This is a genomic window from Amycolatopsis sp. NPDC051106, from assembly GCF_040682775.1.
In the GTDB taxonomy this organism is placed as follows: Bacteria; Actinomycetota; Actinomycetes; order Mycobacteriales; family Pseudonocardiaceae; genus Amycolatopsis.
The window spans coordinates 119,134-133,903 of record NZ_JBFBBQ010000008.1 but is presented as its reverse complement, the minus strand read 5'-3'; the positions used below and the strand labels follow the sequence as shown (position 1 = coordinate 133,903).

The 14,770-nt window shown below is 70.5% G+C and carries 17 protein-coding genes; 6 read left to right on the top strand and 11 right to left on the bottom strand.

Features of this window, described 5'->3' with window-relative positions:
* Positions 1-18: 18 nt before the first annotated feature.
* From AB0M83_RS09520 to AB0M83_RS09505, 4 genes are all read right to left on the bottom strand, one after another.
* On the bottom strand, positions 19-1,428 hold the full coding sequence (locus tag AB0M83_RS09520) for an MFS transporter (RefSeq protein ID WP_364514902.1): 1,410 nt from the start codon (positions 1,426-1,428) through the stop codon (positions 19-21).
* Positions 1,425-1,787 (bottom strand): MarR family transcriptional regulator, encoded by a 363-nt coding sequence (locus AB0M83_RS09515; RefSeq protein WP_364514899.1) that lies wholly within the window; start codon positions 1,785-1,787, stop codon positions 1,425-1,427. Before AB0M83_RS09515 ends, AB0M83_RS09520 begins: the two co-directional genes overlap by 4 nt.
* Positions 1,788-2,122: 335 nt before the next feature.
* A complete protein-coding gene (locus tag AB0M83_RS09510; RefSeq protein WP_364514896.1) occupies positions 2,123-2,758 on the bottom strand; it encodes a response regulator transcription factor in 636 nt (211 codons plus the stop codon).
* Positions 2,749-3,954, bottom strand: coding sequence for a sensor histidine kinase (locus AB0M83_RS09505; RefSeq protein ID WP_364514893.1), 1,206 nt, complete (start codon positions 3,952-3,954; stop codon positions 2,749-2,751). The genes AB0M83_RS09510 and AB0M83_RS09505 overlap by 10 nt, the downstream gene beginning before the upstream one ends.
* 496 nt (positions 3,955-4,450) lie before the next feature.
* On the opposite strand from AB0M83_RS09505, the gene AB0M83_RS09500 reads away from it, so the two are divergent.
* Positions 4,451-5,371: a CPBP family intramembrane glutamic endopeptidase gene (locus AB0M83_RS09500; RefSeq protein ID WP_364514891.1), complete on the top strand. Its 921-nt coding sequence runs from the start codon at positions 4,451-4,453 to the stop codon at positions 5,369-5,371.
* A 346-nt stretch (positions 5,372-5,717) separates the two neighbouring features.
* Positions 5,718-5,897, top strand: a complete 180-nt coding sequence (locus AB0M83_RS09495; protein ID WP_364514888.1) for a hypothetical protein — start codon at positions 5,718-5,720, stop codon at positions 5,895-5,897.
* A 234-nt stretch (positions 5,898-6,131) separates the two neighbouring features.
* Here the strand turns inward: AB0M83_RS09495 and AB0M83_RS09490 are convergent, their stop codons facing one another.
* The 3 genes from AB0M83_RS09490 to AB0M83_RS09480 form a co-directional block, all read right to left on the bottom strand.
* Positions 6,132-6,896, bottom strand: a complete 765-nt coding sequence (locus AB0M83_RS09490) for a hypothetical protein (protein WP_364514886.1) — start codon at positions 6,894-6,896, stop codon at positions 6,132-6,134.
* Positions 6,897-7,051: 155 nt separating this feature from the next.
* Complete coding sequence (locus tag AB0M83_RS09485) at positions 7,052-7,498, bottom strand: peptidase inhibitor family I36 protein (RefSeq protein WP_364514883.1); 447 nt, start codon at positions 7,496-7,498, stop codon at positions 7,052-7,054.
* Between the two features lie 579 nt (positions 7,499-8,077).
* Positions 8,078-8,830 carry an alpha/beta hydrolase gene (locus AB0M83_RS09480; protein WP_364514880.1) on the bottom strand — a complete coding sequence of 251 codons (753 nt, stop codon included), beginning with the start codon at positions 8,828-8,830 and terminating at the stop codon, positions 8,078-8,080.
* A gap of 91 nt (positions 8,831-8,921) precedes the next feature.
* Here AB0M83_RS09480 and AB0M83_RS09475 point away from each other — a divergent pair, with 91 nt between their 5' ends.
* Together AB0M83_RS09475 and AB0M83_RS09470 are read left to right on the top strand one after the other, a co-directional pair.
* Complete coding sequence (locus AB0M83_RS09475; protein ID WP_364514878.1) at positions 8,922-9,821, top strand: LysR family transcriptional regulator; 900 nt, start codon at positions 8,922-8,924, stop codon at positions 9,819-9,821.
* 54 nt (positions 9,822-9,875) lie between these two features.
* Positions 9,876-10,688: an SDR family oxidoreductase gene (locus AB0M83_RS09470; RefSeq protein ID WP_364514875.1), complete on the top strand. Its 813-nt coding sequence runs from the start codon at positions 9,876-9,878 to the stop codon at positions 10,686-10,688.
* Between the two features lie 108 nt (positions 10,689-10,796).
* On the opposite strand, the gene AB0M83_RS09465 is transcribed toward AB0M83_RS09470, so the two are convergent.
* From AB0M83_RS09465 to AB0M83_RS09455, 3 genes are all read right to left on the bottom strand, one after another.
* Complete coding sequence (locus AB0M83_RS09465) at positions 10,797-11,060, bottom strand: hypothetical protein (RefSeq protein WP_364514872.1); 264 nt, start codon at positions 11,058-11,060, stop codon at positions 10,797-10,799.
* Positions 11,057-11,896: an alpha/beta fold hydrolase gene (locus AB0M83_RS09460; RefSeq protein WP_364514870.1), complete on the bottom strand. Its 840-nt coding sequence runs from the start codon at positions 11,894-11,896 to the stop codon at positions 11,057-11,059. The genes AB0M83_RS09465 and AB0M83_RS09460 overlap by 4 nt, the downstream gene beginning before the upstream one ends.
* Before the next feature lie 194 nt (positions 11,897-12,090).
* Complete coding sequence (locus AB0M83_RS09455; RefSeq protein WP_364514868.1) at positions 12,091-12,960, bottom strand: NAD(P)H-binding protein; 870 nt, start codon at positions 12,958-12,960, stop codon at positions 12,091-12,093.
* 82 nt (positions 12,961-13,042) lie between these two features.
* Here AB0M83_RS09455 and AB0M83_RS09450 point away from each other — a divergent pair, with 82 nt between their 5' ends.
* Entirely contained in the window at positions 13,043-13,549 is a 507-nt protein-coding gene (locus tag AB0M83_RS09450) for a MarR family transcriptional regulator (RefSeq protein ID WP_364514865.1), read from the top strand.
* Here the strand turns inward: AB0M83_RS09450 and AB0M83_RS09445 are convergent.
* Positions 13,457-13,948 (bottom strand): hypothetical protein, encoded by a 492-nt coding sequence (locus AB0M83_RS09445; RefSeq protein WP_364514863.1) that lies wholly within the window; start codon positions 13,946-13,948, stop codon positions 13,457-13,459. The genes AB0M83_RS09450 and AB0M83_RS09445 overlap by 93 nt on opposite strands.
* A gap of 449 nt (positions 13,949-14,397) precedes the next feature.
* On the opposite strand from AB0M83_RS09445, the gene AB0M83_RS09440 reads away from it, so the two are divergent.
* The gene (locus tag AB0M83_RS09440; RefSeq protein WP_364514860.1) at positions 14,398-14,688 is read left to right on the top strand and encodes a hypothetical protein; all 291 of its coding nucleotides are present in this window, start codon (positions 14,398-14,400) and stop codon (positions 14,686-14,688) included.
* Positions 14,689-14,770: the final 82 nt, after the last annotated feature.

The following is a 14,770-nucleotide window of genomic DNA, read 5'->3' as shown; positions in this document are numbered from 1 at the left end:
GTGGGGACGAGTCTGAACTTACGGGTTGGTCCCGGACGAGCGTCGGCGGGCGAGAGCGAGGCTCGTCAGCGTCGTGATCGCCATGGCGCCGATGCCGACCAGCGCCGCGGTGGTGTAGGCGCCCTCGTCGGGGAAGAGGTGGCCGGTGCCCGCGGCGAGGATCAGGCCGCCGATCGCGCTGCCCAGGGAGTACCCGACGCTGCGGACGACGTAGTTGAAACTCATGGCGCTCGACGTCTCGCTCTTGGGGGTGACGGCCAGGATGACGCCGGGCATGGCGGCCGCGAAGCTGCCGACGCCGAAACCCAGCACGCCCATGGCCACGAGCAGCTCGGCCAGGGTGGACCGGGCGGTGGCGAACAGGACGAACCCGCCGCCGACGATGGCCGCGCTGCCGGCCAGGAGCAGCGGGCCGTCGATCCGTTCCCGGACCCGCGGCGTGAGCTTGCCGGCGACGAACCCCAGCACGGAGAACGGGATGAGAACCAGCCCCGCCACGAAGGTGGTCAGCCCGAAACCGTAGCCGGCGCTGTGCGGCGTCTGCGCGTAGCGGGTGATGAGCGTGAGCAGGAGGTACATGCCGCTCCCGCCGACGAACATGGCGACGTTCGCCCCGGCGACCGCCGGGTGCCGGACCGCCCGGACGTCGACCAGGGGCGTCTTGGTTCGCAGTTCGGAAACGGTCCAGACGCAGAGCAGGAGTACGGCGGCGACGGCAAGGGCCACCGCCACGGCGAGGTGCCGGCTCCACAGGCTCCTCTCGCCGGCCAGGAAGAGGACGAGGAACAGTCCACCCGCCAGGACGAGCGCACCGGTCACGTTCACTCGAGCGGAGCGGCCTTCGGGAGCTGCGGGCACGGAGCGCCACGCGGTCACGAAGGCGACGGCGGTGACGAGCAGGCCCAGGCCGTAGGCGGCCCGCAGTCCGCCGAGCTCGGCGAGCAGCGCGGCCAGCGGGTAGCCGACGCCGGCTCCGATGATGGAGACCACCGAAATCAGGGCGATCGTGGCCGCGCTGCGCGCCTCGGGAAGATGGTCGCGGGCCACGCCCATCATCAGCGCCGTGAGACCGAGTCCGACGCCTTGGGCCGCTCTGCCCACGAGCAGCCACGCGAACGGCAGCGGCAGCACGGTGAGCGCGCTGCCGACGACGACGATCGCCAGCGTGACGAGGATCGTGGCCCGCCGGCGCGGACCGGCTCCGAGCCGGCCGAGGACCGGTGTGGCGACGGCACCGCTGAGCAGGGCGATGGTCAGCGTCCACTGCGCGCTGTCGAGGGAGACGGGGAACGTGGTCGCCACGCTGGTGATGAGCGGCGTTCCGAGGCTGGCGACCGCCGCCACGACCAGCGCGATGAACATCAGGGCGGGGACCAGCAGGCGGGCCTCGGAACGGATCAGCTGGTCATGAGCCCGGGCCGCGGTCACCGGTCCGCCCCCTCTCGGGCGTGGCTTTCGAGCTCCGCCAGATGCCGCAGCGCCGGAAGGGCGGCTGCCAACGCCTCGACCTCGTCACCGGGGAGTTCGTCGATCAACCGCGCGTACGCGTCGACGCCCGCCTGGCGTCGCGTCCGGACGTACGACGCGCCGGCCTCCGTCAGGCACACCAGCGTGACCCGCTTGTCGGACGGATCGCCCGTCCGCTCGACCAGCCCGGCTTCCTCCATCACCCGGACCAGGACAGTCATCGCGGGCTGGGTGACGCCCTCGGCCGCCGCCAGCTCGGTGATCCGTCGCGGGCCGGTCTTGTCCAGGGTGGCCAAGGTGGCGGCGGACGTCAGGCTCATGTCGCGGGGAAGGCGTCTCACGGCCCTGGTGGCCAGACCGTAGAGGGCTGACCCGATGGCATCGGCAGCGCCCTGCGCGGCGTCTCGGCGACTCACCCGTGAAGCATAGCAGACTTATATAAATCCCTTATGCATCTCCCGACCCCGGGACCGCGATGGAGCGCTCGCCCACCAACCGGACGTCCTCACGGGTGATCACCCCGTCGACGTCCGCGCCCTTGAACCACTGGCGGTACTCGAGAACCGGCCCGGTCCCTCACTCAGTGGTACGGGTCGCGAGTGGCAGGCCGGGTTCCAAGCCGACTTGCTCTTGCGGCGTCTGTGGCGCTCCGGCCTCAGGCATTGACGTACGCCAGCACCGCCAGCACCCGGCGGTGTCCGCTGTCGCTCGCGGGCAGGCCGAGTTTGCGGAAGATGTTGCCGATGTGCTTGGTCACCGCGCGCTCGGTGACCACCAGCTCGCCGGCGATCGTCAGGTTGTCCAGTCCTTGGGCCATCAGGTGCAGCACCTGCTGTTCCCGCGCGGTGAGGCTCTGCAGCGGGTCGCGCTTGTTCATCAGCTGCGACACCACTTCCGGGTCGAGCGCGGTGCCGCCGGCCGCGACGCGTTCGAGTGCGTCCAGGAACTCCTCGACCCGGCCGACGCGGTCCTTCAGCAGGTAGCCGGTGCCGGCCGCGCCCGTCTCCAGCAGCTCTTTCGCGTAGGCCTGCTCGACGTACTGGGACAGCACCAGCACCGGCAGCCCGGGCAGGTGGTCGCGGGCCTCGATCGCCGCGCGCAGGCCCTCGTCGCGGAAGGTCGGCGGCAGCCGGACGTCGAGCACCGCGATGTCCGGCCGGTGTTCGAGCACTGTCGGCAGGATCTCCGGGCCGCTGGCCGCGATGCCGACGATCTCGTGCCCCGCGCTCTTGACCAGCAGCGAGATCCCCTCCCGCAGGAGGGCGTTGTCCTCGGCGAGCACTATCCGCATGGCAGCAGTACCTCGATCGTCGTTCCCGCGTTCGCCGGGCTGTCGATCCGCGCGGTGCCGTCGAGCGCCGCCACCCGGCGCCGGATGCCGGACAGCCCGCTGCCGCCCCGGACGTCGGCGCCGCCCTGGCCGTCGTCTTGCACCGTGACACGCAGGCTTTGCCCGTCGCCGTCGAGGACGACTTCGGCGTGCGATGCCGTGCTGTGCTTGGTGACGTTGGTCAGCGACTCGGCGATGACGAAGTAGGCCGCCGCCTCGATCGCCGCCGGCGGGCGCGGCAGGTCGTCGGGCACCCGCACGGTCACCGGAATGCGCTGGCCGCCCGCCAGCGCGTGCACGGCGCCGGTGAGCCCGCGGTCGGCGAGGATCGGCGGGTAGATGCCGCGGATGAGGCTGCGCAGGTTGCCCAGGGTGTCTTCGATGCCCGTCCGGGCGTCCTTCACCAGCTCGGCCGCGGGGCTGCCCGGCTCGCCCGCCAAGGCGCGCGCGGCGAGCCCGAGCCGCACCGAGACCGCGACCAGCTGCGCTTGGATGCCGTCGTGCAGGTCGCGCTCGATACGGCGCAGCTCGGCACCGTGCGATTCCAGCGCCTCGGCCCGGGTTTCGGTGAGCCGCTCGACCTGCTGGGCCAGCAGCTCCGCCTCGTTCGGCCCGAGCAGCGACCGCGCGAGCCGCAGCTGGCCGCGCGCGATCAGCGGCACCAGCCACACCACTGCGGCGGTGTAGACCACTGCCTGCAGCGGCGCCAGGGTGAGGGCCTCCGGCCACGTCCGGATGATGACGAACATCCCGGCGAAGCTTTCCGGCGGGAACAGCCACCAGTACAGCGGGATCGTGGCACTCTCGGCGATCGCGGGCCACAGCATGATGCCCAGGAGGCCGAGGAACGTGCCCGCGAACCCGTGCACGACCATCCACACCAGAGCGCGCCAGGTCGCCGGGTCCCGCACCGCGCGCAGCCGGCCACCGCGCTCGGCGTAGGCGGCTTCCGGCAGCGGGTACCCGAGGTGGCGTCCGGCCCGTTCACGCTCCAGCCCGGCCAGGACGCGCACCGGCTTCAGCACCGCCGGCCCGAACGGCAGCAGCAGCACCAGCAACGGCAGGACGATCACGCCGGCCAGCGCGGGCAGCGCCGTTTGCAGGCCCGACGCGAGCACCGCGGTGGCAGCGGTGCTGCGCTTGATCGCCGTCCTCATCGCCGCCCCCTGCCTGGGTAGTGCTGCGACTCTACTGAACCCCCCGCGGGGGTGTAGCTGGCTACACCCCCGGTTCGGGTGTGCGGGGGCGTGTGCCGCGCCTTTTCTGCTCCTAGCGTCGGATCAACGCGGACAGGTGAAGGAAGACGGCGATGGCAGCAGTGGCGAACGAACTCGAATACGCGGTGCGGATGGACTCGGAGTGGACCGGCCGACGTCGGGGCGCATCATGCTCGGCGACGTCGAGTTGACCGGACACCGCGAGGCCGAGCTGACCGCGTTGCGGTGCGAGCGGACCGGGTTCGTGTTCCAGTCCTGCAACGCCGGAACGCATCGCCGAGCGGATCACTTACTTCGGAGAGTGGCGAGGCGGGCTTCCCGCCGCCGCCGTCGGCTGGGCGCCATCGCCGTTTCAACCCCGTTCGTCCTCCGCCCGGCCGCAGTCACGGCCATGTGCGTCGGCGAATGCATGTGCGCGCTCGAGAAAGGGAAAACAATGGCTGAACCTGAAAAAACCGGACTACGCGGCCTGATCGCCCGATACCCGCTCATCAGTTTCTTCACCCTCGCGATGGGGTTGAGCTGGATCGCATGGACACCGTACATCCTGGGCCGCAACGGCCTCGGCGTCGAACCGGAGATCGCGTTCCCGGAGATCATGGGCACGACGCAGCTGTTCGGTGTGCTGCCGGGCGCCTACCTGGGTCCGATCCTGGCGGCTTTCCTCGTCACGGCGGCCGCCGAGGGCCGCCCGGGCCTGCGTCGCTGGGCCGGCCGGCTGCTCAAGTGGAAGGTGAACTGGCGCTGGTACGTGGGCTCGATCTTCGGCGTCCCGGCGGCGCTGATCCTGACCGGCATGGTCCTGAACGGCGGTGAAGCCCACGTACCGGGCGCGGCGGTGTTCGTGGCCCTGGTGCCCGGGCTGGTGTTGCAGATGGTCACCACCGGCCTCGCGGAAGAGCCCGGCTGGCGCGACTTCGCGCTCCCGCACCTGCAGCCGAAGTTCGGTCCCCTGCGGGGAACGCTGATCCTGGGTCCGCTGTGGGGCCTGTGGCACCTGCCGCTGTTCTTCTCGGAGTGGGGCCGCTGGCCGGACGTGACGGTCTGGACGATCGTGGTGTTCGTCGCGACGACCACGTTGTTCAGCATCCTGATGACGTGGGTGTTCAACCGCAGCGGCCAAAGCCTCCCGATCGCGATGCTGGTCCACACGGGCGTGAACAACACCATCTCGGTCGCGTGGGCGGACGTGTTCCCCAACGCGGAAGCCGACGACGTCGCACTGGTGTTCCTGGTCTCGTCGGCCATCGCGGCGGCGGCAGTGCTGATCGCGACCCGTGGCCGATTGGGCTACCGGCCCGAAGCCGTGGCGTCGCCGAGCACGTCGGCGCAGGTGTCCTCGCCTGGAGGCGGGTGACGACCACCCGTGCGGTGAAGCCCCGGCCAAGCCGGGGCTTCGCCGTGTGACGTTCTTCGACTCGCCTTCTTACGGACGCAGATCGGAAGTTTGCGGATTCGGAGGGCCCGCTCGATCCCGATGGTGCGGTGCGAACATCGAGCATGCTGTGCTTCTTTCGCTTCACCCAGCAGATCTCCAGCCGGACGAGAACGCCCCGGCCGGAACGAGATGAAGACCCACGCCCAGCTATCGGACATGGGCATCGCCGCCCTCTTCGAGCCGGACGCCGGTCGCTGGTCAGGCGCGGAGTAGGCGGTGCGGACGAGCATGACCGCTATCTCTCGTCGCCGGGCATGATCGCGCCTTGACAGCCAGACAGCAACGAGCCCGCGCCCACTACGACCGGTTCATCGCACCGTACTTCACCACCGACGGCCAGGCCGACCCTGTCATCGCGACGGCCGGGATCGCCGCGATCGCCGCCGAACTCGGCGTCCCGGAAACCGTTACCGCAGAGGAGTTCTACCGCACCGAGCACCACTGAGCGGGAAAGGGATACCGCCGACGGTGGCGTAGCCTCGCCAAAGTGGCCCCGGGTGAACGGGGTTGGGGATGCATTTGAGCGTCGCCGACCGTCTGGCGATCAATGAGGTGATCGCGCTCCACGGTCACCTCTCTGACGCCGGCAGCTAGTGCGCTCGCCGTGCACAGTCCTGTTGCCCACCATCGACCTCACCGGCTGGTGGTGCACCTCGGCCGGAGCCGGCCTTGACGCTCATCAGCCGTTGATCCCCCGTGCCACCGCGAGCTGCTGCTCCTTGTGCCGCCGCTCGCGGGCCAGGTCGCCGGCGTACTGCGGGATGAGCACGTCCTCCACCGCGCGCTCGACCGCGACCCATGTGGGGACCCACCCGGTCCGTTCCTTGCACCGCACGTCCTGGGTGGCGACGGCGATCTCGTGTGCGGACGCACGGCCCGAGCCGAAAGCGGGGTCGTTCATGGCGGCGTCCGGACCGTCGTAGCGGAAACCCGCCTCGGCCATGCAGTGCGACCACTTCGTGGCGGCCGCGGCCACCGGCGGCGTGGTCCGGGTGATCTCGTAGCCGCGGTTGCTCAACCCGAAGCTCACCGGCTCCTGACCGGGCCTCGCGTCGGACGCGATCGTCCGGTCCGCCTCGCCCGCACAGCCCCCGGGCGGCACGTCGCGGCCGCCGACCTTGCCGGTGCGCGTGCCGGTGATCACCGCGACCACCTCCGGCGGCGGCTGCCGAGCGGGCGCCCCGGAGCGGGCGGCGAACACCGCGGGGTCGCGGTAGCCGTAGGTCGCGGCCTCACCGGCGTCGACGAGACCGTGCCGTCGCAGCTTGGTGGCGTCCCGCACGGGATCGACCGATTCGAGGACGAAGCCGATCCCATGGGCCGTGAGGCACCGCTCGATCAGGGTGGTACGCGCTTTGATGACCTCCAGCTCCTCGACCGGCGTCAGCAGCGACCGGTCGAGGGGGAGGTCGAGGCCGTGCACCGTCGAGACGTCGGCAGGCACCTTCGCGAGCGCCCCGTCTAGATCGGAGCCGGACATAGCGGCGGGCGCCGCCGAGCAGCCGGCGAGAGCGGCCGCCGCCACGGCTGCCGCAAAGGCACCGGCGCGGCGCCGCCATCGGTCGGACGTGCCCACGGGCGGACCCCGGCGCTTCCGGGCTAGTCCTGGTCGCGGTTGCCGCAGTCGCTGAAGAGCCCGCCTACCGAAGGCCATTTGAAGCTCGCGTTGTTGTTCTTCATCGTCGCGGTGAAGTTGTGTCCGCCGTACATACCGAACGACTGCGACGCGACGCTGCCGTTGCAGCCGCTGTTGTAGTAGACCGTCGCGGTCCAGCCCGCGTTGTTGATGACCGAGGCGGCGTTGTTCTTCACCTGGACGCCGCGGCCGTTCGTGCCACCCCAGCGGAACACTTCGTTGTCGAGGTTGCCGTCCGAATAGGCGTAGTTGGCGAGGGCGCCTTCGAAGTTGCTGTTGAAGTAGAAGCACAAATTGAAATCAGGGCAGCCGTAGAGATCCGCCGCGGAGGCTGTCGGAGCTGCGAGGGAGGTTCCGGTGAGCACGGCGACGAAGGCCGCGAGCCCGGTCAATACCCGTTTCGCGCGCATGAATCTCCCATCAACGGCGGCGTCTGGCCAAGCCCGCTGACCACGCCGGCTGGGAGTGACCGGTTGAGTTGCCGGCCGTGACATCACCCGGATGGACCAGCGCACCGGCTTCGACGGCGCCACGCGGCATCGTCATCGCCCAGCAGCTCGGCGGAACCGGCGCGATTGTGGCCCACGCCGGCGGGCAGCATCGCGGCGCGGGCCAGTGCGCAGCCCCTTCGCGCTCCGCGGTCGCCGCGGTGTGCCCGGCGGTGTTCCGCAACCGGACGGAACGTCCGGATCACGTCGTGAGCCGGTCCGGGAAGCCGGACGTCGCGACCAGCGGTGTCCGAAACGCGCCTGTTCGTTCGGCCCGCACGTACCGGACGGCTCGCTGGCCGACGACCCCGACGCACCGGGAAACTGGTGGATGGGCCGCTCATTCGCGTGACTTCCGCCGACCAGCCCGCTGTCGGTGCAGGATCCCGAAATCGATGGCACGGCCCAAAATCTCGGCACTGAGACGGCACCGGTGCCATGACAATGGGAATTGATCGTTCCCCGGTGCCGCTGGGCCGTCCGAGCAGACTCCACGCCGCGTCAGTAGCTGTCCCAGAAGTCGACCAGCATGGCCGCCGCCCGCGCTGGGTCGTCGAGCATCCACCAGTGGCCGAGCCCGTCGAGGTCGGCGGTGCGGGCGGCGGCCCGTTCGGCGGCCCGGCGGCGGATGGCGGGGCTGCCCACAGTGTCGTCCCGCAAGGCGATGGGGACCAACCCGGGCCTCGCTGCCGCCGCGGGCAAATCGCGGCCTCGCTCGATCAGCACCCGCTGGGGCACGGACCGGTACAGCGCGAGAATCGCTCTGCCCATCTCCGCGCCCTGGTGGAGCGCGACCTCACCGGCGGTCGGCTCCGGGATGCCCCAGCCGACCATGCGCGCCGCCCGGTCACCGGCATCCCCCGAGAAGAGTTCCTCGAGGTGGCGTTCCCCCGCGACGGGTGTCTGCCACAGCTTCGCGAGGTCGTGCCAGGTGTAGTCCGGCTCGTACCCGGCGACGGTGTCGCTGACCCAGCTGCGGATCAGGTCGGGACGGCTCATCGCCACCTCCAGCACGTACCCGCCCGCCAAGCTGTGGCCGACGAGGTCGACCGGCGCGTCGAACCGCGAAAGCTCATCGATGAGCCAGTCCCGGTAGTCGTCCACTGTGGCCGCGAAATCCGCCGGGAGGGGTGCGCCGAAGCCCGGCGGCGCGAGCAGGACCGTCTCCCGCCGCCGGGCCTCGGGCAATTCGGTGATCAGGGGCGTCCACACCGCGGGAGTCACGGGAACGCCGTTGACGAAAGCAATGGTCATATCTCCAAGACACCACCGAACCCGGCTGTCCGTCCAAGACCTCATTCGCACGTCGCCATACCGGAACTGCATGACGGAGTAGCCTGCGAGCATGGTGTCCGATCTGGATCTGCGGCTGGTCCGATACTTCCTGGTGGTGGCAGAACACCTGAACTTCGCCCGCGCGGCCAAGCAGCTGCGGGTCGCCCAGCCGTCCCTGAGCCGCCAGATCCAGCGGCTGGAAAGCGCAGTGGGGGTACGCCTCTTGGAACGCACCAGCCAGGGCAGCCGCCTCACCGCCGCCGGCGCGGCGTTCCTGCCTCGAGCGCGGCAACTGGTGCACAGCGCCGAGCAAGCCGTGCTCACCGCGCGCGCCGCGGCGCCGGCCCACACCATCACCGTCGGGTACGCCGACGACCTCCTCATCACACCCGCCGTCCGCGACCTGCAAAACCGCCATCCCGGCGCCCACGTCCGCACGCGCCACCTCAGCTCGCGCGAGGCGGGCGCGCTGCTGGACCGGCAGGTCGACGCACTGGTCATCCGCGCACCGCTGCCGATCCCAGCGGACGACCTCGCCGTCACGACGCTCTACACCGAGCCCCTGGTCGCGCTGGTGTCCACCGCCCACCGCTTCGCGGGCAAAGAGTCCATCGACGTTTCCGACGTCCGGTCCGAACCGCTCGTCGGCTGCACCGGCATGGGCGAAGACTGGGTCGGCTTCTGGCGGCTCGAACCCCGCGACGGCGGCGATCCGGCCACGCTGGGCCCCACCCTCGCCGACACCTACGACGACAAGCTCGAGGCCATCGCCGAGGGCACTGCCATCGCGGTCGTTCCCGCCGATGACCGGCGCTTCACCCTGCGTCCCGACGTGGTCGCCGTGCCCGTCGACGGGGCCGAGCCGAGCCAGGTCGTCGTGGCCGGCCGTGCCGGGGAAACCAACCCGCTCGTGACGGACTTCGTCCGTTCCGCGCAGAAGCTGCTCCTCCGCGATACCGCTCGTGCATGACCAGGTGCGAAACAGGTCTTGGACGCGCGCGCCGCCCACCGGTTCGCTGGTGGCATGACCATCGACTACCGCACCCAAACCGTCCTGCTCACGGGAGCGAGCTCCGGCATCGGAGCCGCGTTCGCCAGGACACTGGCCGCCCGCGGCGCGAACCTCGTGCTCGCCGCCCGCCGCGCCGACCGGCTGGCCTCGCTGGCGGAGGAACTCCGCCGCGCCACCGACGCCCGCATCGACGTGATCCCGACGGACCTCGCCCGACCCGACGCCGCCGATGAACTGCACCAAGCGGTCACCGGGCGGGGCCTCCACGTCACCGGCCTGATCAACAACGCCGCGTCCGGCTCGTTCGCCCCGTTCCTCGAATCAGAACCCGGCCGCCTCTCCGCCGAGATCGCCGTGGGCGCCCTGGCGCCGATGCGGCTGACCGCCGCCTTCCTCCCCCGCATGGTGAACGCCCGCCACGGCTTCGTCATCAACCTCGCCAGCGTGTCCGCCTACCTGCCCGCACCCCGGATGGCGGTCTACGGCGCCACGAAAGCGTTTTCCCTCAGCTTCACGGAATCACTGTGGACCGAGCTGCGCGGCACCGGCGTCACCGTGTTCGCCGTCTGCCCCGGCGCCACCGCCACCGAATTCACGTCGAGCATGGGCCCGGACGCGGCCGTGCTGACCGCCGGAAAACTACGCGGACCCGACAACGTCGTGACCACCGCACTGAACCACCTGGAGAGCCGCGACCCGGGCCCCGTCGTCATCGACGGCCGCGCGAACCGCCTCGGCGTGGCCGCGAGCCGGCTCCTGAGCCGCCGGCAGGCTGCCCGGACGATGGCGCGTGTCTTCGATCCCCGTCGCGTAACCGCCCGGTAGTTCCGTGGTACGAAGGGGCTGAAGCATGATCACCGGGGAACCGGCTGCCGTCAACCAGACGGGATCCGCTTCTGGGGCGAGGAGTGGCTGAGGTCTGACGAGCCAGCGTCACAGGAGCCGGCACTTGAAGCTCGCGTTTTCGTTCTTCATGGTCGCGTCGAAGTTGGCCGAGGCGTAGGCGCCGAACGTCTGCGACGCGAAGCTGCCGTTGCAACCGCTGTTGTAGTAGACCGTTGCGTAGTAGCCGGCATTGCATCCGTGGATCACCGTCGCCGGTTGCGCGGGGGCCGCCTGGGCAGCCGGAGCTGCGGCGGCCATCAGGGTGGTGGCGGCGGCCACGCCGATCGCCATTTTCCGGACCTTCGACATCATGTGCCTTCTCGTTTGCCTGGCGCTCTTGACTGGGTCTGAACCGCTCGCGGGGGATCGAGCAGATGACGGCGCAGGAAGGACAGCTCGGCCTCGGCGGCCTGCGCATGGCCGTCCAGGAACGGCTCGTAGTGCCCGCCGGGCATCCGGACGAGCTCACCGCGCGGCGCCCGCCGCGCCGCGCGGACACCCGGTTCGGCGAACGCCGTCTGATCCTGGTCGCAGACGAGGACCAGCAGCGGGCACCGCACGCGGGGAGCGTCGCGGCCGGGCCGGTAGAAGCCGAACCACGGCGGGGTCCGGGCGGCGATCGCCTGCTGCCATTCCGGGTATCGGTTGCCCGGGTTGAGCGCCCGGTCGCCGTCGAGGCCGTCCGGCGTGGTCAGGAACGCCACCGTGTCGCGTTCCCCGGCGAGCGGCACGAGCAGGGGCTGCCTGCCGAGCAGGCCGCCCACGGCGTCGCGGAGACCTCGGCCGAGGAGCCGCAGCATCGGGAGGGGTTTCCGATGGCGCATCGTCTTGAGCGCGGCCACCCGGCCGTCGGCCAGCGGCGTTTGCGCGATCGCCGCCGCCAGCCGGGGATTGCGCGCCGCGAGGCGGAAGGCGTGGCCGCCGGAGAGGGAGAAGCCCCAGATCGCCAGCTTCGCCGGGTCGACGTTCGGCAAGGTGGGGGCGAAGTCGATCGCTGCCTGCCAGTCGGCCAGTTGCTCCTTGACGCGGATGATCTGGCGCAGCCGGCCGCCGCTCTCCCCGAAGTGCCGGTAGTCGAGGGCGAGGACGGTGAACCCGGCCTCGTGGAACCGCGCGGCGAACGGGTCGGTGCCCGGTTCCTTGGTCACCCCCGCCGCCCGCTGTCATGATCACGCAGGCGCCGTTGGTTCCCGGGTAATGCCAGGCGACGCATTCGGCGTCACCGCTGACGAAGCGGACCTTTTCGCGGTCCTCGGACACGCGCACAACGGCCTCCTGGTTGGTGCGACTCGGTGGTGGCAAAGCCTTTCGCGGGAATGTCCGCGACGGATCGTCGTCGGTGTCACCCGGCTGCTTCGAAGTCGGCGACGTGGTCGGCGGCCCAGTCGGCGAAGGTGCGCGGCGGGCGGCCCAGGATCTTCTCGAGTTCCGGCGTCGGCGGGAACTGGGGACGTGTGTGGTGCGCGGCGTAGCGGGCCATCATCGCGGTGACGAACGGCTCCGGCAGCCCGTTGGCCACCATGCCGCGCGCCGCGGGCTCGGCGGGGACTTCGTGGAACCGCAGCGGACGGCCGAGCGCGACGCCGATCTGGCGGACCATGTCCTCGTGGGACAGCGATTCCGGGCCGGTGAGGTCGATCCGCCGGCCGAGCAGGTCGTCGTCGGTGAGGGCTTTCGCCAGCACCGCGGCCAGGTCGCGTTCGTCCAGCGGCGACTCCTCGAAGCCGGCGTACACGTAGCGGACGTCGTCGCCGGCGCGGATTTGCCCGCCCCAGGCGGTCAGTGCGTTGAGCGCGAACGAGCTGGGCCGGAGGCTGACCCAGTCCAGACCGCTGGTCGCGGCCGCGTCGTCGGCCTCTTTGTTGCGGTCGCCGCGGAAGCGCGACGGCTGCGCGTCGAGCCGGTCGTCCACATTGGCCGCGGCGAGCGCCACGACCCGGCGGACGCCGAGGTCCCTGGCCAGGGCGACGACGTCGTGGGCGGCATCGCCGACGGCGCGTGAGTGGAGGAACAGCGCGTCCGCGCCGCGCAGCGCGTCGGCGAGGGTTCCCGGTCGTTGCGGGTCGCCCTCGACGACCTCGACGCCGGCGGGCAGCCCCGCATGGCGCGGCGACCGCGTGATGGCGCGAACCTCGTGGCCGTCGCCGCTTTCGGCGAGTTCGGCGGCCAGGAGACGTCCGATGAGTCCGGTGGCCCCGGTGAGCACGATCATGGCAGGCCCTTTCCCCCGGGCGGCGGGCCCGTTCCGGGCTACTCTGATGTCTGAGTTTCAGATCATACGAGAAGGATATCATATGAAACTCATAACGAGTGGCGTCTATGCCTCCCTCCGCCGCCGGACGACCGTGGCGCTGAAGGGGTCGCTGCGTGAGCTGCGCAATCAGCTGTCGCTGTTGAACCACCAGGTCAGCGCGCGCCTGTCGCTCAAGGACGTCGATCTCGACTGCCTGGAGCTGATCGCCCGCCACGGCCCGTTGAGCCCGAGCGCCCTCGCCCGCCGAGCCGGCCTGCACCCGGCCACGATGACCGGAATCCTCGACCGGCTCGAGAAGGGCGGCTGGGGGGTCCGAGAGCGCAACCCCGAGTCCTCCGACCGCCGGGCGGTCGCGGTGCGCGCGGTCCGCGGCCGCAACGCAGAGCTGTTCCGGGTGTATTCGGGGATGAACACCGCCATGGATGAGCTCTGCGAGGGCTACAGCGAGGCCGAGTTAGAGCTGATCGGGGAGTTTCTCCGTCGCGTGACAAGAGCGGGCCGGACAGCAGCGACAGACCTGGCCGGCAGCAGGTTCGGAGCTGCCTAGCGTGAGCAAACCGGTGAGCAACCGCGCCACCGGCAACGGAACACCGAAAGAAATCTGCCGCTCGACGAACACCTCGGGCGCGACGTCGACGTACTCGATCTCCCGCCCGGCCGCCCGGGCGATCAGCTCGGCCGCCTCACCGAACCCGACCGCGCGCGGACCGGTCAGCTCATAGACCCGGCCGGCGTGCCGGTCGCCGGTCAGTGCCGCCGCGGCGACGTCGGCGATGTCTTCCGCGTCGATGAAGGGCACCCGCCCGTCTCCGGCCGGCAGCGCCAGGAGGCCCTCGCGGATCCCCGCCGCCCACGGGCCCTCGCTGAAGTTCTGCGCGAACCACTGCGGCCGCAGAATGGTCCAGCCGGCACCGGAATCCCGCACCGCCCGCTCGGCGGCGCGCAACGGATGCCCTCCTCCCCCGCGCGCGGCGCGGACAGCAGGACCAGCCGGACGTGGGTCGGGTTCCTCGAGCCTTCGGATGGCTCACGACCTGCACCTCGACTCGAACGAGAGTCCGCAACACCGCACCTGGCGCCGCCAACCGTCCTGGAAGCTGCCGTCGAAGCCTGCGTACAGCGCGTGCAGACCATCAGCTTCGTCGGGCAACTTGCTCGCGTATTCTCCACCGGGGCCAAGCCTCGGAAAGGAGAACGGCCAGCACGAATCTTCAAGAGGAAGCGCTGCAGCTCGCAGATGAGCTGTTGGCGGACATTGAGCTGTCTCGCGCCCCGACCGGCAAATACGTCATGAAGGCGATGCGCCTCGCTCGACTGGCCAAGAACCACGAGGCGCAGGAGTGACTCGAGTACGAGCTCAACGGCGTGCCGAACTCTCCGGACGGCCGGAGGAGGATGACGACGACGCGGCGGTGGGTCAAGGCGGAAGGGTCCCAGGGCTACTGGTCGATCGCCGCGGCGATCGAGGCCCAAGTACGTGCCGTTGAGGCAACCATGGCTGGTATGGGAACCACTCCCATTTCCCGGGATTACGCGATCCCGGCGAATCGGCAGCGTAATGAGTCGCTCGCCGCCTCCGCTATTCTTCTTACCAAGTTGGGGTCGGCGTTGGCGCAGATCGATGCCCTCGTGCACACGTTCGCCAGCACCTGGTGGCATCCTTGTGCGGCCGTCGAATATCGCTGACTCGAAGATGGACGCTGCACCGGTAAAACGGGCGGACTGACCGACCTCACCTACCCGGACGCCCGCCACGAGATCCTCAACG